General features: G+C 34.4%; 26 protein-coding genes and 1 tRNA gene. 10 read left to right on the forward strand and 17 right to left on the reverse strand.

Features of this window, described 5'->3' with window-relative positions:
* Window positions 1-43: 43 nt before the first annotated feature.
* Together HS129_01385 and HS129_01390 are read left to right on the forward strand one after the other, a co-directional pair.
* The gene (locus HS129_01385) at window positions 44-1984 is read left to right on the forward strand and encodes an AMP-binding protein (protein MBE7410708.1); all 1941 of its coding nucleotides are present in this window, start codon (window positions 44-46) and stop codon (window positions 1982-1984) included.
* The gene (locus HS129_01390; protein MBE7410709.1) at window positions 1977-2591 is read left to right on the forward strand and encodes a hypothetical protein; all 615 of its coding nucleotides are present in this window, start codon (window positions 1977-1979) and stop codon (window positions 2589-2591) included. The genes HS129_01385 and HS129_01390 overlap by 8 nt, the downstream gene beginning before the upstream one ends.
* A 205-nt stretch (window positions 2592-2796) precedes the next feature.
* On the opposite strand, the gene HS129_01395 is transcribed toward HS129_01390, so the two are convergent.
* The 7 genes from HS129_01395 to HS129_01425 form a co-directional block, all read right to left on the reverse strand.
* Window positions 2797-3345, reverse strand: a complete 549-nt coding sequence (locus HS129_01395) for a DUF4269 domain-containing protein (GenBank protein ID MBE7410710.1) — start codon at window positions 3343-3345, stop codon at window positions 2797-2799.
* Window positions 3314-3634 carry a DUF59 domain-containing protein gene (locus tag HS129_01400; protein ID MBE7410711.1) on the reverse strand — a complete coding sequence of 107 codons (321 nt, stop codon included), beginning with the start codon at window positions 3632-3634 and terminating at the stop codon, window positions 3314-3316. Before HS129_01400 ends, HS129_01395 begins: the two co-directional genes overlap by 32 nt.
* The gene (locus tag HS129_01405; protein ID MBE7410712.1) at window positions 3634-4059 is read right to left on the reverse strand and encodes an SUF system NifU family Fe-S cluster assembly protein; all 426 of its coding nucleotides are present in this window, start codon (window positions 4057-4059) and stop codon (window positions 3634-3636) included. Before HS129_01405 ends, HS129_01400 begins: the two co-directional genes overlap by 1 nt.
* Complete coding sequence (locus tag HS129_01410) at window positions 4046-5284, reverse strand: cysteine desulfurase (protein MBE7410713.1); 1239 nt, start codon at window positions 5282-5284, stop codon at window positions 4046-4048. The genes HS129_01405 and HS129_01410 overlap by 14 nt, the downstream gene beginning before the upstream one ends.
* Window positions 5285-5315: 31 nt before the next feature.
* Window positions 5316-6533, reverse strand: coding sequence for a Fe-S cluster assembly protein SufD (sufD, locus tag HS129_01415; GenBank protein MBE7410714.1), 1218 nt, complete (start codon window positions 6531-6533; stop codon window positions 5316-5318).
* The gene (gene sufC / locus HS129_01420) at window positions 6530-7297 is read right to left on the reverse strand and encodes a Fe-S cluster assembly ATPase SufC (GenBank protein MBE7410715.1); all 768 of its coding nucleotides are present in this window, start codon (window positions 7295-7297) and stop codon (window positions 6530-6532) included. Before sufC ends, sufD begins: the two co-directional genes overlap by 4 nt.
* A gap of 202 nt (window positions 7298-7499) precedes the next feature.
* Complete coding sequence (locus tag HS129_01425; protein MBE7410716.1) at window positions 7500-8738, reverse strand: EAL domain-containing protein; 1239 nt, start codon at window positions 8736-8738, stop codon at window positions 7500-7502.
* Window positions 8739-8894: 156 nt separating this feature from the next.
* Here HS129_01425 and HS129_01430 point away from each other — a divergent pair, with 156 nt between their 5' ends.
* Entirely contained in the window at window positions 8895-9860 is a 966-nt protein-coding gene (locus HS129_01430; GenBank protein ID MBE7410717.1) for a DUF2804 family protein, read from the forward strand.
* Window positions 9861-9965: 105 nt separating this feature from the next.
* On the opposite strand, the gene HS129_01435 is transcribed toward HS129_01430, so the two are convergent.
* Together HS129_01435 and HS129_01440 are read right to left on the reverse strand one after the other, a co-directional pair.
* On the reverse strand, window positions 9966-10337 hold the full coding sequence (locus HS129_01435) for a hypothetical protein (protein ID MBE7410718.1): 372 nt from the start codon (window positions 10335-10337) through the stop codon (window positions 9966-9968).
* Window positions 10338-10868: 531 nt separating this feature from the next.
* Window positions 10869-12242 (reverse strand): MFS transporter, encoded by a 1374-nt coding sequence (locus HS129_01440; GenBank protein MBE7410719.1) that lies wholly within the window; start codon window positions 12240-12242, stop codon window positions 10869-10871.
* 148 nt (window positions 12243-12390) lie between these two features.
* Here HS129_01440 and HS129_01445 point away from each other — a divergent pair, with 148 nt between their 5' ends.
* The gene (locus HS129_01445; protein ID MBE7410720.1) at window positions 12391-13266 is read left to right on the forward strand and encodes an alpha/beta hydrolase; all 876 of its coding nucleotides are present in this window, start codon (window positions 12391-12393) and stop codon (window positions 13264-13266) included.
* 13 nt (window positions 13267-13279) lie between these two features.
* On the forward strand, window positions 13280-15643 hold the full coding sequence (locus tag HS129_01450; GenBank protein MBE7410721.1) for an isochorismatase family protein: 2364 nt from the start codon (window positions 13280-13282) through the stop codon (window positions 15641-15643).
* A gap of 41 nt (window positions 15644-15684) precedes the next feature.
* Here the strand turns inward: HS129_01450 and HS129_01455 are convergent, their stop codons facing one another.
* The 3 genes from HS129_01455 to HS129_01465 form a co-directional block, all read right to left on the reverse strand.
* Window positions 15685-15945, reverse strand: a complete 261-nt coding sequence (locus HS129_01455) for a hypothetical protein (GenBank protein MBE7410722.1) — start codon at window positions 15943-15945, stop codon at window positions 15685-15687.
* Window positions 15946-16449: 504 nt separating this feature from the next.
* A complete protein-coding gene (locus HS129_01460) occupies window positions 16450-16692 on the reverse strand; it encodes a hypothetical protein (protein ID MBE7410723.1) in 243 nt (80 codons plus the stop codon).
* A gap of 84 nt (window positions 16693-16776) precedes the next feature.
* The gene (locus tag HS129_01465; protein ID MBE7410724.1) at window positions 16777-18732 is read right to left on the reverse strand and encodes an acetoacetate--CoA ligase; all 1956 of its coding nucleotides are present in this window, start codon (window positions 18730-18732) and stop codon (window positions 16777-16779) included.
* A 102-nt stretch (window positions 18733-18834) separates the two neighbouring features.
* On the opposite strand from HS129_01465, the gene HS129_01470 reads away from it, so the two are divergent.
* Window positions 18835-18906: transfer RNA gene (locus HS129_01470), tRNA-Arg, on the forward strand.
* Between the two features lie 95 nt (window positions 18907-19001).
* Window positions 19002-19406 carry a hypothetical protein gene (locus HS129_01475; GenBank protein MBE7410725.1) on the forward strand — a complete coding sequence of 135 codons (405 nt, stop codon included), beginning with the start codon at window positions 19002-19004 and terminating at the stop codon, window positions 19404-19406.
* Here HS129_01475 and HS129_01480 read toward each other — a convergent pair.
* The gene (locus HS129_01480; protein MBE7410726.1) at window positions 19374-19784 is read right to left on the reverse strand and encodes a 6-carboxytetrahydropterin synthase; all 411 of its coding nucleotides are present in this window, start codon (window positions 19782-19784) and stop codon (window positions 19374-19376) included. The genes HS129_01475 and HS129_01480 overlap by 33 nt on opposite strands.
* A gap of 91 nt (window positions 19785-19875) precedes the next feature.
* On the opposite strand from HS129_01480, the gene HS129_01485 reads away from it, so the two are divergent.
* From HS129_01485 to HS129_01495, 3 genes are all read left to right on the forward strand, one after another.
* A complete protein-coding gene (locus HS129_01485; GenBank protein MBE7410727.1) occupies window positions 19876-20097 on the forward strand; it encodes a DUF1858 domain-containing protein in 222 nt (73 codons plus the stop codon).
* A gap of 92 nt (window positions 20098-20189) precedes the next feature.
* Window positions 20190-21212 (forward strand): MBL fold metallo-hydrolase, encoded by a 1023-nt coding sequence (locus HS129_01490; protein ID MBE7410728.1) that lies wholly within the window; start codon window positions 20190-20192, stop codon window positions 21210-21212.
* 124 nt (window positions 21213-21336) lie between these two features.
* Window positions 21337-21969 carry a hypothetical protein gene (locus HS129_01495; GenBank protein ID MBE7410729.1) on the forward strand — a complete coding sequence of 211 codons (633 nt, stop codon included), beginning with the start codon at window positions 21337-21339 and terminating at the stop codon, window positions 21967-21969.
* 63 nt (window positions 21970-22032) lie between these two features.
* On the opposite strand, the gene HS129_01500 is transcribed toward HS129_01495, so the two are convergent.
* The 4 genes from HS129_01500 to HS129_01515 are packed head-to-tail and all read right to left on the reverse strand — an operon-like array spanning window position 22033 to window position 25020.
* Window positions 22033-22602 (reverse strand): DUF3365 domain-containing protein, encoded by a 570-nt coding sequence (locus HS129_01500; protein ID MBE7410730.1) that lies wholly within the window; start codon window positions 22600-22602, stop codon window positions 22033-22035.
* Between the two features lie 21 nt (window positions 22603-22623).
* Window positions 22624-24024, reverse strand: coding sequence for a hypothetical protein (locus tag HS129_01505; GenBank protein ID MBE7410731.1), 1401 nt, complete (start codon window positions 24022-24024; stop codon window positions 22624-22626).
* Between the two features lies 1 nt (window position 24025).
* Window positions 24026-24742, reverse strand: a complete 717-nt coding sequence (locus HS129_01510; protein MBE7410732.1) for a 1-acyl-sn-glycerol-3-phosphate acyltransferase — start codon at window positions 24740-24742, stop codon at window positions 24026-24028.
* The gene (locus tag HS129_01515) at window positions 24739-25020 is read right to left on the reverse strand and encodes a hypothetical protein (protein ID MBE7410733.1); all 282 of its coding nucleotides are present in this window, start codon (window positions 25018-25020) and stop codon (window positions 24739-24741) included. The genes HS129_01510 and HS129_01515 overlap by 4 nt, the downstream gene beginning before the upstream one ends.
* Window positions 25021-25175: the final 155 nt, after the last annotated feature.

Consider the following 25175-nt stretch of genomic DNA (forward strand, 5'->3'; position numbering starts at 1 on the left):
TATTTTTCTTTTTAGACCACCCTAAACTTAACGGAAAAAGAAAATGGAAAAAGAAAGTGTTTATCACCTGATTCGAGACGTTGCAACTACTTACGCAGAAAGGCCCATGTATTGGGTGAAGGATGAATCCGGGGAGTATAACGGAATTCGCTATGCAGAATGGTATGAGGATTTAAAAAAACTCTCTTGCTATTTAATTTCTGAAGGTGTTAAAAAAGGAGATAAGGTCGGCTACCTCTGTGATAACAGATATGAATGGTTGCTTTGCAGCTTAGGAGTTGTAACTATTGGAGCAGTAGATGTTCCAAGAGGGTGTGATGCTACTCCAGAAGATATAAAATATATCTTAAATCACACTGAGGCAGGAGTTGTAATTTTAGAAAATGAAAAAGTACTAAAAAAAATTACAAACTTCGGAGACGAATACCCACATATCAAAACAGTAATTTTAATCGAGAACGAAGATAAGTTTAAAAATTTAGATGAGCACAAAAAGAAACTCTCCAAAGCAAAATTTATTTTTTTAAGAGAAGCAATCGCACTCGGAGAAAGTTTTATTAAAAAGAAGGGTGCAAAAGAATACGAAAAAAGAGGGGAAGCCTGTGAGTTAATGGATCTGGCTACTATAATTTATACTTCAGGAACGACAGGTGCACCTAAAGGTGTAATGCTTACTCACAGAGCTTTTACTTGGGAAATTCATCAATTGCAGAATTATTTACCGATTTCCTATTTAGATAGAACCTTGATTTTTTTGCCTCCTTGGCATATCGCAGAAAGATTACTCGAGACCGCTCTAATTTCTTGGGGTGCTTCTATGGCTACAAGCTCGATTCCGACTATACCGCAAGATATTCAAAAAGTGAAACCTACTGTTCTTGTATCTGTTCCAAGACTTTGGGAAGGTATGTACAAGAAAATTTTCGACAACGTGAAAAAAGCTCCACCTATAAATCAAAAATTATTCAACTTTGCTCATTTTGTAGTAATGAAATACAGAAATCTTTTAGACACAGCTCTGGACAATTATGTAAGCACAATCCCTGAAAATGAATCTGAAAAAATGATTAATAGAATAGTTGCCGCAATTCTTTTGATACCATTTTTTCCTTTGAATAAAATTGCACAGATAATTATGAAAAAAGTTAGAAATGTATTGGGCGGACAGATGAGATTTGCGTTATGCGGTGCAGGGGCCATGCCTGAAAATGTATCTGTATTTTTTCGATCGATTGGAATTCCAATTATTGAAACGTATGGAATGACTGAGACCACGGGTGTTTCGTGTTTAGGTGCTGCGATATGGCCTAAGATTGGAGCCATAGGGAAGGTTATGCCTGGAGTTCAAGTGAAATTATTAGACGAAAAAAATCGAGTGGTGACTAAGCCTGGAGATAAAGGAGTCGCTTGGCACAAAGGTCCTCATATAACAATCGGGTATTATAAAAATGAAGAAAAGACTAAGGCTACACTAATAGACGGTTGGCTCGATTCAGGAGATATATTGACTTGGACTACTACAGGAGAGTTAAAATTTGCAGGTAGAGCAAAAGATACAATAGTTTTATCGGGTGGAGAAAACTTAGAGCCGGGACCTATCGAAGGGAAATTGGCTGAGTCGAATTTTGTCAATCAAGTAATCGTAGTAGGTCAAGACAGGAAAAACCTTGGAGCAATTATTGTTCCAGCATGGGATGCAGTCAAAGAGCATTTTAAAACAATGGGCAAGGATATAAAAACAGATCCAAAAGATTGGAATAAAGATCCTGCAATTGTAAAATTTTATAAGGACATCATAAAAGAAAAAGTTAACAATGACCCCGGATTTAAAGTATTTGAAAAAGTTTCTAATTTACATATTCTTCACAAAGAATTTGAAAAAGGTATAGAAATGACTGAAACGATGAAATTAAAGAGAAACGTTATCTTTGATATGTATGCGAAAGAAATAGACGACATGTACAGATCTTCTAAGGATGACTGATACAAAGAATTTACTTTTTTGTGGTGCATTTGAAGGAGAAGTTGACTTACTTATAAGAAATAATTTTCCGGTATTAGTGAGTGGGGTTGGAATATCGGAATCTATTTTTCAACTGCAAAAATATATCTACGACAAAAAGAGTACTCCGGAAATAATTTTTTGTGGTTCTTGTGGTAGTTATGATATAGAAAAGCATACGATCGGGGAAATCGTTTATTCAAATACTTTTATCTATCAAGAAATTGCTGAGAGCTATGGGATTGTAAAAGTACCTGATCTAATTCAAAAAAATATTCAAACAGATTCTTCTATTAAAATCAAAAATTTTATAAAATCACAAAACCTAAAAGCAGGTATTACAAATTCTACGAATTCTATAACCATTCAAACCATTGAAAAAAAATATATTTCTAATTTAGAGAATTTGAATTTTGAAAACATGGAATCATTTGGACTCGCATTTGTTGCCAAAAAACTGGACTTGAAGTTTACCGCTTTTTTTTCAGTTACAAATTTTGTAGGTGAGAATGGCAGCTTTGAGTGGCATAAAAATTGGAGAGTATCCTCAAATACTCTCCAATCTCTGATTCTGGAAAATTTTTACTGATTTTAGTTAGGATTTTTTAAATGCGACATAATTCCCGAATTCGGCTTTTTAGGTTGGAGTTCCCACATTTTTGCATAAAAAGTTTCGAATTAATATAAAGTGTGTAATACCATAAATTATGCTCAAAATAAAAAATTCCATAGGGAAGGAAATCTATCTGAACAAGATATTTAATTTCTCTACTTCCATCCTCAGGCCTCCATCATCAATCTTCTGGATCCCCACATTTCAAGAGCTCAATATAAGGATCGCCTATCAAACCAAGTGCTTTAGTGAAAGCAGGCTCTGTCTTACATCCTTGATTTTTTAAATCAATAATTTCTTGTCTGAATTTTTCTCCGTTTTCTTTCAGTAATTTGTATTCGACCAAGAGATGTCTGTAAGCGAGCTGGTCTTTCGTAGGGATATTCTGCCCAAAAATCTCAATTGGAAAATCTTCTAATACAAAGTTGACTACAACTGTCGATACGTTTAAATCCTGCTTCTCCCTGATTGTAAAATCTTTTTTATCTTTGAAATTTTCTGTGATCAACTTTTTAAATTCATCCTTGTTGGTAAAACAACAAATAATATCAAGGTCGCTATTTTCGACATCAATACCTATTGGAATTGTTCCAACCAGCATGGGATCAAATAGTTTGAGTTTTATTAGTACTTGATGATTTGTTAAAATAGAATAAGCTTTCTGTTGTTGGCTCCTACCGCTTAGCAAATATTCTATATTAGTAAAATCCAAGTTCCATTTTTGCTTCATCGGAAGCCATTTCTCTTGGATCCCATCTAGGACTCCAAACAATGTTCACTTCTGCATCCTCGATCCCATCGACCCGGAGACATGCGTTATACACCTCGGATTGAAGCTGAGGACCTAGGGGGCAGGCCAAACTGGTAAGAGTCATCTCTACAAAAACCTTATTGCCTTCTATTCTAATATCATAGATTAGACCAAGCTCCATAAGAGAAATCCCAATTTCTGGGTCGTCAACTAATCGAATAGATTCATATAAAGTTTTTTCTAAATCGGTTATCGGTTCTTTTAATATCATGATTGAAACGCCTTTTCTAAAGTATTCCACGGAAGTACAGCACACTTTACTCTAACAGGATATTTCTTTACTCCTTTTAGTGAGCTAAGGTCTTCCAACTCTTCATTAAAGTCAGGTTCTTGATCTTCAAGAATCATTCCCTTAAATTTTTTAATCAGATTCATAGCTTCTTCTTTTGTTTTACCTTCAATTGCATCTACCATCATTGATGCAGAAGATTGAGAAATCGAGCATCCTTTGCCTTGAAATTTTACCTCTTTTACAATTCCATTTTCGATATTCATAAAAATTTCTAATTCATCCCCGCAAAGTGGGTTCACTCCTTTTTCATGAATATGGGCATTTGCAATGGAGCCGTAATTCCTTGGGTGTTCAAAATGATCCATGATCACTTCTTTATATAAATCGTTACTTAAGGACACGTCCAAAAATCTCCTTTACCTTATACAGTGACTTGATGAAATTGTCTATATCCTCTTTTGTATTGTAAAGATAAAAACTTGCTCTGCAAGTTCCTGGAATAGAAAGTAGTTTCATATAAGGTTGGCAACAATGGTGGCCAACTCTAATTGCGACTCCTTCTTCATCCAAAATACTTCCTACATCATGAGGATGAACTCCTGGAAAATTAAACGATACAACCCCACCACAATTTTCAGGGTCGCTCGTCCCGTAAATTGTAAGTCCTCCAAAAGTTTTAAGCCTCTCTAAGGCATAAGAAGTAATTTCTTTTTCGTGTAGTCTTATCTCATTCATACCGATATTTTCTAAATATTCAAGAGCATGAAAGAATCCAATCACGCCTGAAATATTTGGGGTACCAGCTTCAAATTTAGCAGGAAGGTCTGCATAAGTGGAAAAGTCTTTTTGAACTTCGGCAATCATATCTCCACCACCTAACCAAACCGGCATTTGTTCCAAAATTTCTTCTTTTCCGTAAAGAACTCCCACACCTGTAGGCCCAAGCATTTTATGGGCAGAGAAAGCATAGAAGTCAACATCTAACTCTTCAACATTTGTAGGGAGATGGCTTGCACCTTGTGCCCCATCCAATAGAACTAACGCACCCACTTGCCTTGCTCTTTTTACAATGGGCTGAATATCATGAATAGTCCCTGTTACATTAGACATCTGTGAGATTGCAATGAGTTTTGTTTTCATTGTAATTATTTTATCTAAGCAGTCTAAATTCAGAGTGGAGTCCTCGTTTAAAGGAATAAATTTCAGAGTAGCTTGTTTTTCTTTTGCGAGCAGATGCCAAGGAACTAGATTGGAATGGTGGTCTAACTCAGTTAAGACTATTTCATCTCCTTTTTGAATATTCGCTCTGCCCCAGCTTTGGCTCACTAAATTAATACTTTCAGTAGCGTTTCTTGTAAATATAATAACTTTTGCGCATTTTGCTCCAATAAACCTTGCAACTTTCATTCTGGTTTTTTCAAATAGCTCTGTAGCCTTCTGTGAAAGTTGATAGACTCCTCTGTGGATATTTGCATTTTCTTCTTTGTAGTATTTATCAATTGCGTCAATAACTTGAAATGGCTTTTGAGAACTGGCAGCACTATCCAAAAATACGAGAGGCTTTCCATTCATAGTAGTCGAAAGAATCGGAAAGTCTGTTCTGATTCTGTGCGGGTCAAACTGCATTCTTCATCCTTCGAATCTTTGGAGAGATTCTTTATTTTTCTTTATCATTTCCAAACAACTTTTCGTGAATATAATTTTTCATGCTCTCTTTTTCTGATTCGATTGGAAGCCTATCCAAGACCTCTGATAAAAATCCTTCAACAATTAAAGACCTCGCCTCGTCTTCTTTCAATCCTCTCGACAATAGATAAAACAATTCTTCTTCTTGAATCTCTCCCACAGTTGCTCCATGAGAGCATTTTACATCGTGCGCAAAAACCTCGAGTTTAGGTATAGACTCTGCACGGGAGGTTCTATGTAAAATAAGATTTTTATTCATCTGGGTGGCAATAGCTTTTGCGGAAGATTTTGGAATATTTAAGTTTCCAGTAAATACATGGTGAGATTTATCTTTTGTTACTATTTTAACAAGTAAATTGCTGCTGGTATTGTTTGCATTATGGTTGATTCGTATGTCAGTATCTAAAAATTCATTTCCTGTGAGTGCGTTTGCGCCTAACGTCTCTACAAAACTTCCACTTCCATTTATATCGGATTCAATTACTGTTTTGCCTTTAAAGCCTCCTTTGTTAAAATAAAAATTTGTAAAATTTGAATCTTTCCCTATTTTCGCGTAGATGTTTCGGAAATGAATAGCAGTAGAGTGAAAATTTTCTGTAGCTATATAAGTTACATTAGAAGAATCTTTCTGAAGAATATAAGTAAAAGAATTTATAAAAATTTGAGATTTTTCATGTTTTGTGGATATATCTTCAACAATTTTGGTATTAGAATAAGTATTTGCATTTACAACTGTAAGAGGGAAAATAGAATTGCTATCTTTTGATAGACTGTATCTTAACATAATTGGTTGTGAAATTTCTTTGCCTTCAATTTCCAGATAATAAGCAGATGAAAAAAAAGCCAAGTTGAACATCTTAAAAAAATCTCCAGAAGACTGGAGAAGAATCTCTTCTAATATTTTTTTTAATGTGTTACTTTTCTCACCCGTTGTGTTCGAGAAGGTATTTAGTATAACGCCTTCTTCTTTTGATTCAATATTTACGAGATCGTGGAAAAACGCAAAATCAGAAGGATGAAAATTTTCAAAGGGAAACTTTCTCCAAACTTCCATTTTTGAATTTGGAAATTCTGAATTTAGTAATTTTTCGTAAGCTCTTTTTCTAAAATCTCTTAACCATTCCGTTTTCTCGGAAAGTATAAAGATTTTGGAGTGGGTGTCTTGGGAATTAGAGATTTGAAAACTCAATTCTGTGATTCCTTCGTATTCACGAAATCTCCCAAAACGTGCTCATACCCTTTTTCTTCCAATTCCATTGCCAGCTCTTTTCCACCTGTTCTGACAATCTTCCCATCAATAAATATATGAATATAATCAGGCACAACATAAGAAAGCATTCTCTGGTAGTGGGTTATCAAAAGAATTGCATTTTCCTTTGTATGAAATTTGTTGATTCCTTCACAAACAATTTTTAGCGCGTCTATATCTAAACCAGAATCGGTTTCATCCAGTATCGCAAATATAGGATTCATTAAATTCATCTGCAAGATTTCATGGCGTTTTTTTTCTCCACCTGAAAAACCTTCATTCACATATCTTGTAATAAAAGCCTCATCTATTTGCAAGAGTCCCATTTTCTCTTTCAGCTCTTTGCGAAATTCTTTAACCGGGATATCTTTTCCACGGATAGATTTTAAAATAGTCCGCAAAAAATTGACTACCGTTACACCTGAGATGGAAGTTGGGTATTGAAACGAAAGAAAAATTCCTTTTCTTGCACGCTCATCAACTGAAAGTGAAAGTATCGACTCTCCATTTAGAAAAATGTCACCGGATGTAACCTTATACGAGGGATGACCCATTAAGACATTAGATAGGGTACTTTTTCCTGAACCATTTTTTCCCATGATCGCGTGTACTTCACCTTTTTGTATTTTCAGGTTTACGCCTTTTAGAATTTCTTTTCCGTTTATAGATGCACTAAGATTAGAAATATTGAGTAGTTCTGCCAAATAAAAGTCTCCATTACCAGTTTTTTCGATTACACTACCGTGAAAACACCTTTCAGAAAATCAGGGCTTTGAAGAGCAGAAAAAACTTTTGATGCTATTTGTTAGACTATTTTAGAATTATTCTGATATAGTTTTTATGTGTGAGACATAGAAAAAAAACATAGAAGCAAAGTTTGAATACATTTTCACTAAATACGATACATTATGTGTCTAAAATTACCTTAGCAATTAGGATAACTGATTCAGTAATGGAAAATGTAAATATGACATATTGCTTTCTGGTCTGTAGATCGTATAAAGGCTCGGTGACTCCCCATTTTTTATTGAAGTGGTAAACCTCTGCTTTGTGTTGGGCAAAATACGGCTTCCAAGCAAAATTATTCCCTATGTCACTTATAATTTCTTTCCATTCAGAGTTCTCTTTTCTTTCATAAGTCGGGGTGATTTGATACCCGTGTAGATCACAAAAAAATATGTGGCTAATATCTGTTGGAAATGTTCTCAAAACCTCCGAGACATAACGGAAAAGTTCGTCTCCTTCCTTTTTTTCGATATCTTTGAGTATATTGGAAAGTTTATCTACAATTTCTTGTTGTCTTTGGAAATCCTGTGCAATTTCAAGAAACCGAAGACCACTAAATTTTTCTAAGATAGTTTTTAAATTTTTCGAGAAATGGGAGGTGACTTGAAATTCCTTTGTGGCTTTAGAAAAATAAAATCCCTGAAGTAAGTTTGCTCCCATCGAAAGAGCCAAAATTAACTCTTCTTCGGTTTCAACTCCTTCAAACAACAGGTCAGATCCTAATTTTATAGACATCTTAGAAATCGCATTCAAGACTTGTCGAAAAGAGGCTTTGTTTAAACTCTCTCTCATAATCTTTATATCAACTTTTATTATATCTGGGTGGATATAGCCGATTCTTTCCAAACTGGATGAACCCACTCCCATGTCATCTATGGCTATTTTAAACCCATAATTTCTAAACACATTGACTAAGCGAATTAGCTTTTCTATTTCCCCTTGAAACTCTTCTTCTGTAATCTCGATTACAATATTTTTTTTATTTATACCATATTTTTCAGCCAATTGAATGATATGGAATCTTTCAGGATTCATAAAATCTTCTGTGTGAATGACTGAGAGTTGGTTTGGCATCATATTAAAAAAAAGCTGGGTGTTTGACCCGGATTCTTTTAGCTGCTTGACCGCTTTTTCTCTTATGATTCTGTCAATATTGATGTTTTCGACAATATTTTCTTTGGGGTTGTGGAACTTCGGGCCTAAAGATTTATACTCGTTTGGCGGTACGAATTGTCTGCCCAACACCTCATAGCCTATAATATTTCTTGTAGATGTTTGAATAATAGGTTGAAAGTGAGGAACGATACTGTCCTCTCCTATAAATTCTGGAATTTGTTCATTTTTATTCATTTTTAGCATTTTTGATCTTATCATTTCATATTTTATTTAATTATTAGAATGTCTATCTTTTAACTCGAATTTTACCAGAAAAATACACAAAATTACACATTTTTGACTTTATTTATTCTAACTTTTTTGATTGAATTATATTAAGCATTCTATAATTTATTGCTTATGGCTATTAGACTAAAAAAAAATGAAAATTTTCGCTTAAACTTTAAATTATTTGAAAACGAATTAAAATTAAAAACAAAAAATTTTTTAGAAAATCCCGGGTTGTATCAAAAATTAAACCTGTCTGAAAATATCATTATTGCAGAAGAAGTGCTGATCGGAATGTCATTAGTGGCTTGCGGTTTCTATTTTCTGGGTAATGTGTTTTTATACGATAGAAGAAAAAAGCAATTTTTACACAGAAATTATCAAAGTTTTTTGCAGAGAGGTTTTTCATTCCAAGGATATCCAGAAAATGGATTTTGGACTTTCGATAAAAATCCAATTCGATTTAGTTATCGATCCGATTTAACGTTAGAGCATGGATACTTACATTCTTCGATCATCGACCCATCTATTAACCTACAGTTAGACACACTGGTCAATCTTTCAGAAAAAAATGTAAATAAGGTTAGCTCAATCTTAGAATTTCCTTCAGGAAAAATTTTTTCTGAAAGGGCAATAGGTTATCCTTGCCAAGGGGTTGTAAGCTGGAACGACAAGGTTTATGATTTTTCACCCAAGACAGACAAACTGATTAGTTTTTTCTCCGCAGGGAATTGTCCAGATCTACAATACATCAGCCTATATTTTCTTGGTTCTCAAAAAAAATCTCAAACTATAGCAGGCTTTTTTTCTAATAGATTGGATGAGAAAAATCATTCAGAAAATATTGTTTGGAAGAATGGAAAACCTATACGGTTTCAGTCACTTGATTTTAATTTGAATAAGTCGCAGAAAACTTGTACTATGAAAAATTCAAATTGTGAATTGCGATTTATTCCTGAGAATTATATCGTTCAAAAAATACCTGGAAAATTTTTTCCAATTGAAAAATTTAAAATCTTTGGAAAGGTATCTGGAAAAATTCGTCTTGGAAATATTTCAGAATCTATAAAAGAAGTAGATGCTTTTTTTGAGTTTTAGAGTATTCTAAAATTTTTATTTTTATTCTAAAAGAAAGTTTTTGCAAGATTTGTAAATTTATGACTATGCCCTATTGTTTTTTGCTTTTTAAGGTTTGCTCTGTTTTTATTTCGTTTTTCTTCTTTTCTTTTCGTCAGGTTTGTGTCGTTTTAGTCTGTTGTAGCGAGTTGCTTTTCTCTTGGAAAGGTAAGCTCCCCCCGCAATCGTGGTCACCGGGGTGGGAACTCCATTCTCGAAGAATCTGCTGGGGAGAATTATGTCCCATTCGGCAAGGTCAACCAACAAAAGAGTAAAAGAGCGGTCTTTGTATGCCAAGCCAGTCTGCAAGAACCCAAGCTCAATCCAGTCTTCGTTATTCGGGAATAAAAATTTTCTGCAAATTCTGTCCGACTTCAAACCTAAGCTTTTGACACTTCTCCATCTTCTCAAAAGTCCCCAAAGAATCACATTTCTGTATCTATTCAACAGTGCGTGCAAATATTTTCGTCTCTGAAAACCCGTTGTTCTCCTATTAAACTGTCCATATATTTTGCTTGAACAAACAAGCTCGATTGTGTTTATGTAAATTTTGTGGGTTCATAAATTTCTCCTTAAAAAGCAAATTTTCTGCTCTCCTTTATAAGGTAAAAAAAGTTTGCTTTAGAAAAAAAAATTTTGCAATTTTTGAAAATTTTTTTAGCTTTTACAGAAAAAGTCCCAAATCTGCACTAAAGGCGTAATCCACCTAAAACGATGGAGTTCCCACATTTTTGCGTGAAAGGTGAACAATTGGTATAAAGCATGCACTTAACAGAAAAGAGTGGAGATCCCACATTTTTGCAGAAAATCTCTACTATTAGTATAAAACACGAACTCAATAAATGGATCACCTGCAAAAAGTCATTCTTGAAAAAAAACACCCTCAAATATTTAAGATAAATCATTATTTACTAGATAGCCCGCCTCTTGCAACGCAAGGGCTGGGCTAAAATAAAAAACTTCCCTAAAATGGAATTTGTTGGAAAAAAATTAAGTTGCTTTTCTCAATCGCTCGGCTTCAATTTTATTGTATTCGTGCACAGCCTCTTCGTCTTTTTCTACATTATTTATTACAAGAAACCATGCGAGACCACAAGGTATCCAGAATAAGATAGAAATACTTAGAGCATTTCCCCTGTCTGGAATCAACCCAAGAATAATTGCGCTAATGGCCGGACCAAGTCCTTTCCCCAGGTCATCAGTCAGGTTGTATAATGAAAAGATCGCACTGCGTGTTTTTGCAGTATTGGTGCTTATAAGGATTGCACGTACATTGGCACCTGTGAGAGAGATGAAAAAACCTGCAACGATATTCATAAAGATAAATGATGGAGATTTGACTAATTCACCTGCGTGGAGTAAATACAAACAGGGGATAATTCCCACAAAAACCATTGCCATAGAAAAAATAGATTGTAGAATTTTCTTCTTATTGTATAACCACTGCCCGATAAGACCTCCTGAAAAAGTTCCAAGAAATACTCCTATTGCAGCAAATGTCAAAAGACCTGTTGCTTCCGTCTTTCCCATCCTATATACAGATTCATAATAATCTACTAAAAATACAAAAAACACTCCCCAAGGAATACATCCTGGAATACCTTGCAAAAAAATTCCAATATTTGTTTTATTGGAAAATAATAATTTCACGTCTTGCCAGCTAAGTTTGTGGCTAAGTTCATCTTGTTCTACACCTTGAAGCTCTTTTTCTGCACCACCTCTAGTTGGCTCTTTGCAAAAAATAGCATAGACTGCTGCAAATAGAAATGAAGGAAGCGCCATCACTACAAAGCTTGTTCTCCAACCATCGATTGGGTCTCTTTCCCCCAGAATTCCTCCGGCTAATTGACCAACCCCTATTCCAAGGCCCATCGCAAGAGAAATCCAAGCGGATGCGGTAGCCCTCGATTTTGGTGAAAAATAGTCTCCTATGACAGAAAATAATAATGGGAACATTCCTCCAAGACCAAAGCCGCACAATGTACGATAGACTACAAATTCTGTATAGGAACTTGAATAAGCTGTCAATAGGCAAGGAATTTCTCCCATTAAAACTGAAGTTAAGAGTAGATTTTTTCTACTGAATTTTTGAGCTAAATAGCCCATGCTTAAAGAAACTGCCCCCCCAAGGATGAAAAATAAGATTGGGATTAGCCCCCCCATATACCAATCAATATCTTTTTGCTCGGTAATCATAAAAGAGTGAGCGATATTTTTTAAATTAGGTGCGATTAAGTTTTGGTCTCCAAATAGAAAAAAGGCCATTCCGATAATCATCCAAAAGGCAAGAATTGCCCTCCACCCGTGGTTGGCAAGTTCACCCAATCCGAGAAAACGAAGTAAAGAAGTATTGGATTTATCCATTGCGGTTGCTGTCATATTTTTCCCTCAGTTTCGCTAAAATGATTCTTATCATAAATTACTCAAGTGAAAATTAAAAATCACAATTTTTAGAAATCACTTGACCTGTTTTCTAATTTCTCATTTTTTATGTTTAGATTTGGAAAATACTATGGCATACAATAACACTCAAGACTTTTTTCATTCATCTATTGATGGAACTAAATTATTCTACCAATCTTGGCAGAAAGTAAAACCGGGCACTGGCAGGGTCATGGTATTTCAGCATGGTTTTGGGGAGCATAGCGACAGGTACGGTAACTTATTAGACAAATTCCAAAATAGCGATATGAATTTTTATGCCTTAGATTCAAGAGGTCATGGTCGCTCTGAAGGAAAAAGGGGACACGTCGATCAATTTCAACTATACATAGATGATTTAAGCGATCTTATCAAGATTGTAAAAGAAAAAGAAAAAGTGCAGAAAGTTTTCTTACTTGGTCATTCTCTTGGTGGAGTGATTGTTTTACAATATGCGATTCAGGGGATCAATCAGGAAAGTTTAATTGCCCTGTTAGTTTGTTCTCCCGCAATCAAAGTAAAAATGAATTTAGACAAGCAGATTAAGAAAAAAATAGCCGGGTTTTTAGCAAACTTTTTTCCTGCTGTTACATTGGATGCAGGATTGGATTTAAAATATCTTAGCAACGACCCATCTACTATTGATGCATACAAAGCAGACCCTTTAGTTCACGGTAAGGTATCTTTTCAGATGGCTACGAATCTTTTCAATCTCTCCAGATCCATTCGAGAAAAAGCGGGAATTATCAAGGTTCCGGTCTATTTAATTCATGGAAGTGAAGACGGTATCGTTGATATAGAAGGCTCAAAAGAATTGTACCAACACTTGATCTATAAAAATAAACAATTTAAGATTTATCAAGGGCTATACCATGAACTTATGAATGAAACACCTGAAGAAAGAGAGAAGGTTTTAAGTGATTTAAAAAACTATGTTGATTCTATCATGCCTGAAAAGTTGAAATAATCTAAAATCAGTAATGCCTAAGTCTATCCTTATCACGCAATGCTTACAAAATGATTTTGTAGAATTATTACAAAAATATGATCCAATCCCCAACCTTCTTCATGTCGGATTTGAAGAAGCAAAAAGACTGTTAAGTGAAAAAGCAGAGGAAGGCCCGATAGATTCTGTTATGGAGTGGGCCTACCTTTGTTCGGAAGAAGATTTAGAAATCATTCATATTCGAGATTGGCACGATCCTAAAGATCAAGATCAGAAACAACACTTGAAGTATTTTGGTGATCATTGTTTGAAAAACACAAAAGGTGCAGAATTTGTATTTGAAAAAAAAATTCTTCCAAGTAGAAAGCATAGCATTGTAAACGCAAGCGGGTTAAACGATTTTTTAAATACGAATCTTGAAAGAATTTTAACTCCATTCAAAAATGAAAAAATAAAAGTAGGAATCATCGGAGTATGGACTGAAGCAAAAATATTTTTCTTGGCATATGATTTAATTACACGCTATCCGAATTTTGAGGTTGTTACTTGTAGTGCACTGACAGCAAGTTCTTCAAGGGCAATGCACTTTATAGCTTTGGATCAACTTCATGATATACTCGGTGTAAAAATATTTTCATCTATTGGTGCTTTTACTCACCACCTGACAAATTCAATGCCAAAACTTACTGGGAATATTCATGGTGATAAAAGTTTAGAAAAACTATTGTTTGAGCCCGGGTATGAAATAAAAGACACTGATAAGAAAATACTATCCTATTTGTTTCGAGATTGCAAGACAGTAGAGTTAGAATGTTTAGATGGTGGGTTTTCCGGAAATCTTGTTTTGAAAGCGAAGGGACATGATGTACTTGGACATATTCAAGTTCCCACAGTAGTGAAAGTTGGGGAGAGAAATTCAATCGCAAGAGAAAGAAATTCATTTGAGAGAATCCAAGAAGTGCTGGGGAATAACGCCCCCAATATTGTAGATTTTGCTGAGCTTGAAGACAGGGGTGGGATTAAATATCGATACGCAGCTATGCTCGACGGAGATGTAAAAACTTTTCAAAAATTATACGCAAAATCTGAAGATATCGAGAAAATTCATAAAATTTTAGAAATAGTATTTTTAAATCAACTCGGAAGGCTTTATGAAGCTGCAAGATCAGAAAAATTAAATCTTCTGCATTACTATGATTTTCAAAATAAATATGCATCTTCTATCCGTAAAAATATCGAATCTTTGATAGGAAAAAAAGCTAATGGAGAAAAAATAGAAATATTAAAAGGAGAGTTTATTCCCAATATATGCAATTTTTATGAAAGAGATTTGGATTCTCTAAGGGAGTATAACTCTGTATCTCATTACATGTCCTACGTACACGGAGATTTAAATGGAGCGAACATTATAATTGATTCACAAGAGAATGTGTGGATCATTGATTATTTTCATACTCATAGAGGTCATATTTTAAAAGATTTAGTGAAGTTAGAAAATGATATTTTATATATATTTACTAAAATTGAAAATGAAGAAGATTTAAAAGAAGGGTTTCGCTTAACGGATATATTGATTAATTGTCCTGACTTAGGGATTCCTGTTACAAATGAAAGAGTGTCTGAATTTAAAAATCCTTTCATTATCAAAGCGCTAAACACTATCGTAAAGCTAAGGCAGTTCTATCCTTCGCTCATTCAATCCGATAGAGACCCTTATCAGCTATATGTTCCTATAGTGCGTTATGCGATGCACACCCTTTCATTTGATGAGTCGAGTGACTTGCAAAAGCAGTGGGCATTGTACACCGGCTCTTTGTGCTCTAAAAAAATTCAAGAATATTTAAAAAAATCTAAAGAGTTAAGAGTGGATTTTTTAAATTTGTCTAAATTAGAGCCGAACAAAATAGGGATTACAATTCTTCCCGGAAGAAAAGATCGCAATAGAAATTTAAAAGATGATATTCAAACAATACGCGAGAATAATATTCAAAGTGTTCTCTGTTTGATGACGATGAATGAGTTCACTGAATATGGCGTAGAAAATCTGCTATCGTCTTATAAAGATTCTGGACTCATCTCGATGCATATTCCCATAAAAGATCAAGGAATTCCTTCAAAAGAAGTAATGGATCAAATCATAATTTGGGTCAATCAAGAGTTAGAAAATCGTCGTAATGTATTAATCCATTGTGTAGGTGGGCTTGGCAGATCAGGTACGATCGCTGCGACTTTTATAAAAGGTAAATTTAATCTATCGGGAGATGATGCAATTGCAATCGTGAGAGAATCGAGAAGTGAGAGGGCAATTGAAACTAAGGAACAAGAAGAATTTATTCAAAATTACCACACCCCGGAAAAAACAGTGCGGGGTCTAAATCAAATAGCCACATTTCTGTAAGAATAGAGTTTTTAGAATTTGTGGCTTACTTGAGATCTCACTTACTTCTCTTTTTTATTAAAATATTTTTCAATATTTTCTTTTAGCTCATCAAATCTTACCAGACTCCAAGCTAAATTGACTTTCAGTTTTACCGCATTATCGCTAAAGTTTGTCTCTCCACTTTTTCTAAAACCTTCAAAAGCTCCTTGCATTGAATCTTTTTTCTTTGAGAGATTGTTTACCATTTTTTCCCAAACCTCTTTAGAAGTCTGAAGTGCCCCAATTCCAACATTTACTATATCCTGTAATTTCGTTTCCATTGTACAGTCCTTTGAATAACTAACTATAATCATTCAATCTCCATTATTTTGCACTGCACTATAAAGTCAAGAAGATTTTACTTAATAATATTATTATGTCATTTATTTTTTTACTTTTTGCAATAATTTATACAAGCCTTGTATTAAATGCGTAATCCTCCGAAATAAGTGGAGTTCCCACATTTTTGCACAAAAAGTGCAAAACTTATATTAAACGCGTAATTCGCCGAAATAGGTGGAGTTCCCACATTTTTACACAAAAAGTGCAAAACTTGTATTAAACGCGTAATCCTCCGAAATAAGTGGAGTTCCCACATTTTTGCACAAAAAGTGCAAGACTTGTATTAAATGCGTAATCCTCCGAAATAGGTGGAGTTCCCACATTTTTACATAAAAAGTGCAAAACTTATATTAAACGCGTAATTCGCTGAAATAGGTGGAGTTCCCACATTTTTACACGGATAAAAAGGAGGGAGTATGCACACCCTCCTTATTTGCTTTTCATCAGAAGTTGTGAGCTTTTCTACACCCTTCACTCAATTTGTCTTTATTTTTTTCTAGACAATCTCTCATTCTACCTTCTCCCGGTTTAGTGCTTGAGCAGAATTTAGAAATATTGTCTTTGCAGGCTTTGTGGCGTTCATTCCGATCGTTCTGGTGGTGTCTTTTTCCTCTTGGGGGTCTTGCCCAAATAGAAATCGAAGCAATTACAAAAAATACTACAACGAATTTAAATATAGTTTTCATGGATTAGTCTCCTAAAACTTATTTTTTGAATTTCAAATAGATTTGTCAATTTAAGTTTTTCTAAAATTCAATATTTAGAGTTTTTCAGGTTTGTAACTCGGGAATATTTTTGTAAAACTCTAAGCACTCGGGATTAAGGAGTGCATCTAAATTTGTAATAGGCTCACCTGCAACAGCTCTTTTTACGCTAATCTCAACTTTTTTCATATTTAGAGTATAAGGTATGTCCGGGACTTCGATGATTTTTGCAGGGACGTGCCTTGGAGAAATTTCTTTTTTAATTTTGTTTTCGATTTTTTTCATGAGTTCTCTGTCCAAATAAAAATCTTTTTTCATTTTTACAAAAAGTAAAATTCTTTCATCGTTTTGAAAATTTTGTCCAATCACTACACTATCGTCAATTTCAGAAAATTCTTCTAGTTGTCTGTAAATATCTGAGGTACCGATTCTTACTCCACCGGGATTTAAGGTCGCATCAGACCTACCATAAATAATGACTCCCTCAGTATCCGTAATTTCTGCAAAATCGCCGTGTCTCCAAATATTAGGGTAAACGTCAAAGTAAGCCTTATGGTACTTAGAGCCATCTGGATCATTCCAAAAGAAAATAGGCATAGAAGGGAATGGAGACTTGCAGACTAACTCGCCTTTTTCATTTCTTACACTCTTTCCTTCCAAGTTAAAAATATCTACGTCCATTCCAAGCCCTCTACACTGCAATTCACCTTTGTAAACCGGAAGAGTAGGGGAGCCAAGTGCAAAGCATCCGTTAAGATCAGTCCCACCTGAAATTGAAGATAGCCTAAGGTCTTGTTTGATTTCTTTATAAACAAATTCAAAATTTTCTTTTGATAGAACCGAGCCTGTGGAAAGAATGGATTTAAGGTTATGCAATGAAAATTTTTCTTTAGGGTGAAATTTTTCTGATTCGAGGGAAGTTAGGTACCTTGCACTTGTTCCGAATATTTGAAAATTTTCTTTGTCAGCGTATTCCCAGAGCACTTCCGGCCCCGGGTAAAATGGGTTTCCATCAAAAAGTACGATAGTTGCACCTACTGCAAGAGAAGAAACAAGCCAATTCCACATCATCCAGCCACAAGTAGTAAAGTAAAAAATTCTATCCCCTCTTTTTAAATTTGTGTGAAGTACCAATTCTTTCAAATGGTTGATTAAAACTCCAGCACCTTGAACCATGCACTTAGGAAGACCTGTAGTCCCGGAAGAATACATGATATAAACTGGATGGTTTACGGTGAGCTCTTCAAATTGAATTTCTTTATTTTTCTTACTTAGAAAATCATCGTAAGAAACAGAGTTTGGAATTTGTGAAAAATCATCTAGCCCTTCTACAAAAGGAATAATGACTACCTTTTCGATAGAAGGAATTTGTTTATTGATTTCAGAAATCTTCTCAATGCAGCTGATTTTTTTTCCTTTGAAATAATATCCGTTTGCGGCAAATAAAACCTTAGGAGAAATTTGCCCAAACCTATCGACTACTCCACTTGTTCCAAAGTCAGGAGAAGAGCTTGACCATAGCGCCCCAATACTTGTAGTAGATAGCATGGCAATTACGGTTTCCGGTATATTTGGTAAAAATGCAGCAACCCTGTCTCCAGATTTTACTCCTATTTCTCTTAAAGAAAAAGATAGTTTTCCTACAGACTCGTTTAATTCTTTGAAGCTGATTCTACGAATTTCTTTATCTTCTGATTTAGATAGAATTGCGATTTTCTCATCATTAAATTTTAATAAGTTTTCTGCAAAATTGAGTCTTCCGTCTAAAAACCAATTTGAATTAGGCATTTTTTTTCTATCGTCGATAACTTTCGTGTAGTTTTTGGTGAATTTTACATCTGTGAATTTACAAACTAAATCCCAAAAAGTTTCCATTTCGTTAATAGAAAAGTTATAGAGATCTTTATAGCTTTGAAATTGGTTATTTGTATTTGAGTTTACAAATTGGGTAAACATAGCCATATTCGATTCTTCTAATTCTTTGTGTCCTGGTACCCAAAGAGGTTTTTTCTTATCTTCCAATTTTTTTTCCTTTTACTCTACCTTTATAGAATTCCAATAAAAAATTTCAACTAAAAGTACTTTCTAAAAAATTTAGTTTTTTTAAGAATGCTTTTAAGATTCGTGCCTGTAGCTCAATGGATAGATCGCAGGTCTCCGGAACCTGATGTCCGGGTTCGATTCCCGGCAGGCACAATTTCCATTTTAGAAAGGAAGTATTGATTTTTATTTTTTTAAAATACTATCTTATTAAAAGAATAGAAAAATTTTGTAATTAAGAGAGGTATAATTTGAGTGTTTCGGTTTTAGAAATTCTAATGATTTCAGTAGGAGTGGTACTTGGTTTATGGGGAATCATCCACCAGCTAATAGTAGGTGGAATAGTCAGTTTATTTTTACAAGGTACAAAATTGCAATTGAGGCTCGTTGTATTGGGATGGGTGGGGTACGGTGCGTTTATATCTTTTGTGGGAATTTTAACCGCAGTCATGGTAGGAATGTATGGATTAAATTCTCCGGCAACAAGAACAGTTTTATTTATTACAGTTGGTGCGATGACTTTATTCACGGGACATACTCTAATTAGTGGATTAAAAATTTTTCCTAAACCGATTCGGATTAGTTTTGCAATCGAGTCTTTGTATATTTTAGTTTGTGGTATTTCATTTGCTATCTATTGGCTCAAAATAGGCTAAATTGCTTTGACCTTCGTGTATGACAATTCTCATAATTTTTCCGTTTGAGTCATGCACTTCTTTTTTTAAGTGATAGTAAAACCATCTTGCTATATTTTCAGAGGTTGGGTTTATTTTCGAAAAGTCAGGGTGGTCGTTGATGGTTATATGGTCAATCGAGTCTATAAGCTTATTTAGCATTTTTCTAATTTTTAAAAAGTCAAAGCTGATTCCATCGGACGAAATATTATCGTTACTTTTTAGATAAATTTCTACTTTCCAAGAATGCCCATGGCAGGCTTCATCTTTCCCCTCTGGAAAATAATTGTATAAGTAATGGGACGATTCAAAAAAAGATTCGATTCGAATATAAAAATTTCCTTTTTCTTCTAAAAACATGAAAAAATACTTTCCTTTTTTTTATTCTTCTTGCATGGATGGTATTGATACTGTCTAAATAAAGTATAGCAATAATTTTTTGGAGAAATCAATGACTAGTGCCACTGCACCAAAATTTCATAAAAATATGACCATTGGAGAAGCTATTGCACTTCACCCCGATACTGCCTTGGTTCTCTCCAGTTATCATCTTGGGGGTTGTTCCAGTTGTTCAATCAGTGAATTTGAAACTATTGAACAGGCCTGTATAGGGTATGGAGTTGAAATCAACAATTTAATTGATAGCTTGAACAATCTACTGGATGCCGAATAATTTTTTTTCTTTGGTCTAAGCGAGTCTCTATTCTATTTTTCGATTGAGTAAAATGACAATCAATCCATTGTAGTTTTTTAGTATCTCTGATTTTGAAAGTTACACAAAGAAACATCGTTCCAGAAATTGCCGACATAGGCAATCACATCTTTAAGGTTGTACTTCCTCAACCTTTTTATGCACCTAATAATATTTATATTCTTCCGGGAAAAGAGCTTACGATAATTGATTCCGGCTACATAGAATCTTTACCAATACTTCAAGCCTCTTTAAAAAAAATTGGCTATTCCTTAAAGGATATAAGAAAAGTAATTTACACTCACAACCATATTGACCATATCTCTGCCTCTCTTGTCTTAAAATCGTATTCTCCTAAAGCTATTTTTTATGGATTGAAAGGGATGCAGGAAGGAATAGGAAATTATATAGAAAGTGTAGATTTGTTTAGAATTGCATCCAACGATTTATTTGTCAGAGCTTTTGAAAAAATAGAAGAAAGAAATTCTATAATTGAGTCCACTGAAAAATATTGGAATGAATTTTTTTCCAGATTCAAAGAGACTAAAAAAGGAAATCCGATTTTAAAAATTGATGTCGGATTGGAACAAGGAGATTCAGTATTTGTAGAAGAAAGGGAAATAAAAATTTTATATACTCCGGGGCACAATATCTACCATATAACTCCCTATTTAAGAAAAGAGGGTATTTATTTTTCGGGGGATCTTATTATTTCCAATCTAACTGCGATCTATTCTGAGTTTGATGGAGATTTAAGAGATTATAGAATCACATTGGATAAATTATTAGAAGAGCCTATTGTTAGAATGTTGCCGGCACATGGAGATGAAATCGCTGACCCGAAACGCTCTATTCACCTTGTAAAAAAAACCCTCGATATTTTAGAAAGAGGAATTTTGAGAAGGCTTACCGAATCCTCTCCTTCCGATTTATTAAATTTAATGGAAGCTGCAATCGGGAAAAAAGTGTATTCAGGCGGACATCTTCCAACTGCGCTTGCGTTGGTGTATTCTCTTGTAAAAAGTTTGGAAAGGAAAAAAAAACTTACAATTGAGAAGCGTGAAGACGGATACGAAAAATTTTACATAGTAAATTAGAAAAAATTCTTTTTCTTTTATGAAAAGGCATAAGATTTTTGCAATTTTTTTATAAAAGTTATATTTCCTGCTTGAAAAGTCGATAATAAAAATAGTAGCATTGATTATCGGAAGGTTTTTGAATATGGCAAAGAAAATTATCTTATGTGTTTTATTTGTTAGCGCTTTTTACCCTATTATGTCTCAACAGAAAAGTGATGATGCAGCGTCTAAAGAGAATGATATTTTTCAAGACAAGCAGAGCGCTTATACCCGGTCTCTTACTCGGATTATTGCTGAATTAGAGAAATCCATAGAAATTCGTTTAAAAGATTTAGAAGCCAAACACGATCAATTAGTTGTGCTTAGACCCGAATTAAAAAACAAGCAAACCATTGTAACTGAGGATATTCCTTATGTAATCGACGAAGGTTATGAGAGTAATCTTTACAAATATATTTCTTTTGTTTTTGAAGAAGGCGGAAAAGTTAAAGAGATTCGACTTGGCTCAAAAAAGAAGAGAATCCACTACGAGTATGCTTATGAAAATAAAACTATGATTTTTGTTCCTCCAAGGGTTATAGATACAAAAATTGTGCTAGAGAGAGCAGATAGAATTGAAACAACAGTATTAAACCACATATCTTATGATAATCAGATTCGTGCGCTTAGATATATTGAGGCAAGCCTTCGCTCTTCTATTTATCGTATGGATGTGATGATGGTTCTCTACAAAGAAACAAAAGACAGAAGAAATCTCTACCAAATCAGTATTTGATTTACAAATATAATTTTGGTAGAGATATAGATTTGTGATTTAGGAAAAAATAATTCAATTTGATTATTTTTTCCAAATTACTGAAAATGCACCTCTCAAGTCTCCCATCTTGTAACCTGTCGCTTTGTCCAAAGGATATAGCTTTGCAATTTTTTCCTTAGTTTGTGAATCAATTTCTTTGTCACCGTGGCATTTCAAGCAAGTTTCGTTTATTATAAAAATCGGTTTTAGAAATCGAACTTCTGTATCTGTTTCTTCTAAGAAAATATTGACTGTTTGTTTTTCAGAGATTTGTTTTTCCCAGTTTTCTATTGCCTTTTTTTCCCAATCATTTGGAAAGTGATCTGGGTTTCGATTTTTTAGGGACACTCTTCTGAACTTAGCTTTATCGAGTTTTGAAAAGTTTTCTTCCATTTTAGGTGATGCGTCTTTACAGACTTCTATTGCACCTGATGTCCCACTTTTTTGAATGGAAGTCTGTAGTGTGCCCAACAATTCTTTTTGAAATTCAGCGAGATACCGGTTGGTTTTCTCCTGAATCATTTCAAGTCTTGCTTTTTTTTGGTTACAACTACATAAACCAAAAAGCAAAATCAGAATACCGATGGTTGTTTGAAGTATTTTCTTTTTCATTATATTTCCTTTTATAGAAATTTACTTCATGGAGAGTGCCATGTCAAGAGCAAATTTAGCTCCATTGTAAATCTGATTTTGACTATTTCGAATAATACACTCGTTCATTCTTAGGCTCAAATTTTTTTCTTCGCAAAGTAGATTGATCATATCCATTGAGTGAGATACTTCCCTGCACTCAGTAGTCCCTTCTCCTAATTCTATGGAGCGAAAAACAGATTGAGCTTCGTGCTCCCCAACTCTTCGAATAAATATTTTAGGAATAGGGTAGAAGGCAAGCTCCGATGGTTTTGTAATAAGTATATCTGAAATACGGATGAGTTTGTCTGTAGTACTAAATGCTTCAAAATAGTTTTCAAAGTAGAATAAGGTTACCGGCTTTAGATTTTTTTCATTTTCGCTTAGGTCATTTTTTTTGCAAAATTGAAAAAGCGAATCTGTGTCAGAAATTATTTCTGTTTCAATATTTGATTTTTCAAAAAAATCTTTTAGTGTATCGAAGAAGCCTTTATGATTTCCTGCATTTAGAAATAAATACAATTCTTTATCTCGTAGTTTATTTCCCAGATTTTTTAAAAGCTCTAAGATATATTTCTTTTGTGCCCCTGCCCCTCCGATTGGGAGTAAGAGTCTTTTTGGGCATCTCTTTTGGATTCTTTTTATTCTTTTTTCTGAATCTTTTATAGAATTTGTAGCGACATCAAAAGATACCCAGTGACCTGCCACAGCCAAATTTTCTTTTGGGATTCCCATATCAATAAATTTCATATAGGAAGATGGGCTTTGCACTAAATTCATTGCCTTGGGTACAAGTAAAAAGTATTGGGGAAGATTGTCCGGTACAAGATGGACTATTTTTTCAAATCCACATGAAGCTGCTATTTGCCCGTTTATCGGGTAGGTAGATATATAGGGAAGGTGAAAGGATACGTCTTTTAGTAGATTTTTTAGATCGTTTGCAAGCATGGTAGAAAATTGCAGCGAATATACATTGCCTTGAGAAGTGACAAGTCCAAGCGCCCATTCTAAGCCCCCTCCAAGCTCAGATGCGTATCTGCTAAGAGAGCTGTAAACCCCATCGACCTCTTTTACTATGTTTGCTTCTTTAGATTCAATTTCTACTAAGTCGTGAAGGTGGACTTCCTTTTTTTTATCTATAGCATGGGAATAAACAGAATACGCCATTCTATGATGACCATAACCCATTCTAACAGTACCTACAACGATACCGGAATTAATTTTTGGTCCTTCTCCATTTTTTATTAGCTTTAGATATTTTGAATATTTTGTGGAAGTGGAAGTTAGGGGAATTGTTGCGGATAAGTCCGGTCTGTGTTTTACCAATAGACCTTGTTTCAAGAGAAGTAGAGATGAGTTGATCAGTAAATTTGAGGGCAGTCCAAATAACTCTTCTTTATTCATTTTATGCTCCGGCTAAAAGTTTTGCTTGTGCTTGAAGTTCCAACATCTGCTCTTTTGTATCATTAGAAATTTTCTTCATTCCTTCTTCCAGAGAATAATTCAGATAATCTCTGTGATCAATTTTTTTACCGTAAGAGACTAAAACTTTTTTATAGGTCACTCTTTTTTTAATAGAGCAAACTTCTTCGGGTAGTCCCATGAATGCTCTTAGAATTGGCGCGATTGGAATATCTGAAATTGTTTCTTCAATCGGGGTGATGATAAATGGGGTAATATCAACCTTGTTTCGGATAGAAAACGCAGAGAATCCTTCGTGGAAGTCAACCATTCCTTTAGTAAAATCATTTCTAACCATATAGTCGTGACCCTCTGGAAAAATACCAAGTACTTCTCCTCTTTTGAATACTTGCTGGATCATTTTAATACTCGACATGGAAACTTTACTGTCTATTGCCATTGGAATACATCCTGCTTTAGAAATTAAATCCTTAAAAAGAGGAATTCTAAAAGTATAATCTGCCGCTACCCAAGAGATAAATCTAGGAAAAGTTGCAGATACTACAAAAGGATCCATGTCGCTTCTATGATTTCCTACTATGATGAGTTTTCCTGATGGTGGGACATTGTGAATCCCGTGTACCACAGTATTCACAGCCATATTAAAAAAAGGGGTTACAATACTTTTTAGTTGATTGAAGGTCTTGACCGGATCGTTCATTCGCCCCCAAGAAGGGAAGACCACCAGCCTTTTTTTTGTTCTTCTGGTAAATTTGCCTTAGAATCGGTAGAATCTTCAGTGGACAGGCTCGGCCGTCTTTCAGGAATAAAATCTCTTTTTCTTTTGGTGGCGGCAGGAAGATTTTTCCTCAACTCTTCTAATTCTTTTTGAGCAGAAATATTCGACTTGATGTAGACGCGAATATCTTCCCACTCTTCATCGTAATCATTTCCATAGGTGGCATAATTTAAGAGATCAATGCTATCGAACTCGGTCATAAAGGTAAATGTTTTCTATAATATAGGAATGTCAAGTTGAATAGTTTCACATTCTTTAGAATTTATGACTCTTCTGCAAAAATTCTAAGGAGGGTTTTTCAACGCTGGGAATGGCATTTTCTCTGAAATTTTAAGTTTATTTATTTCCGTAAATG

This window comes from Leptospiraceae bacterium (assembly GCA_015075105.1).
GTDB lineage: Bacteria > Spirochaetota > Leptospiria > Leptospirales > Leptospiraceae > JABWCC01.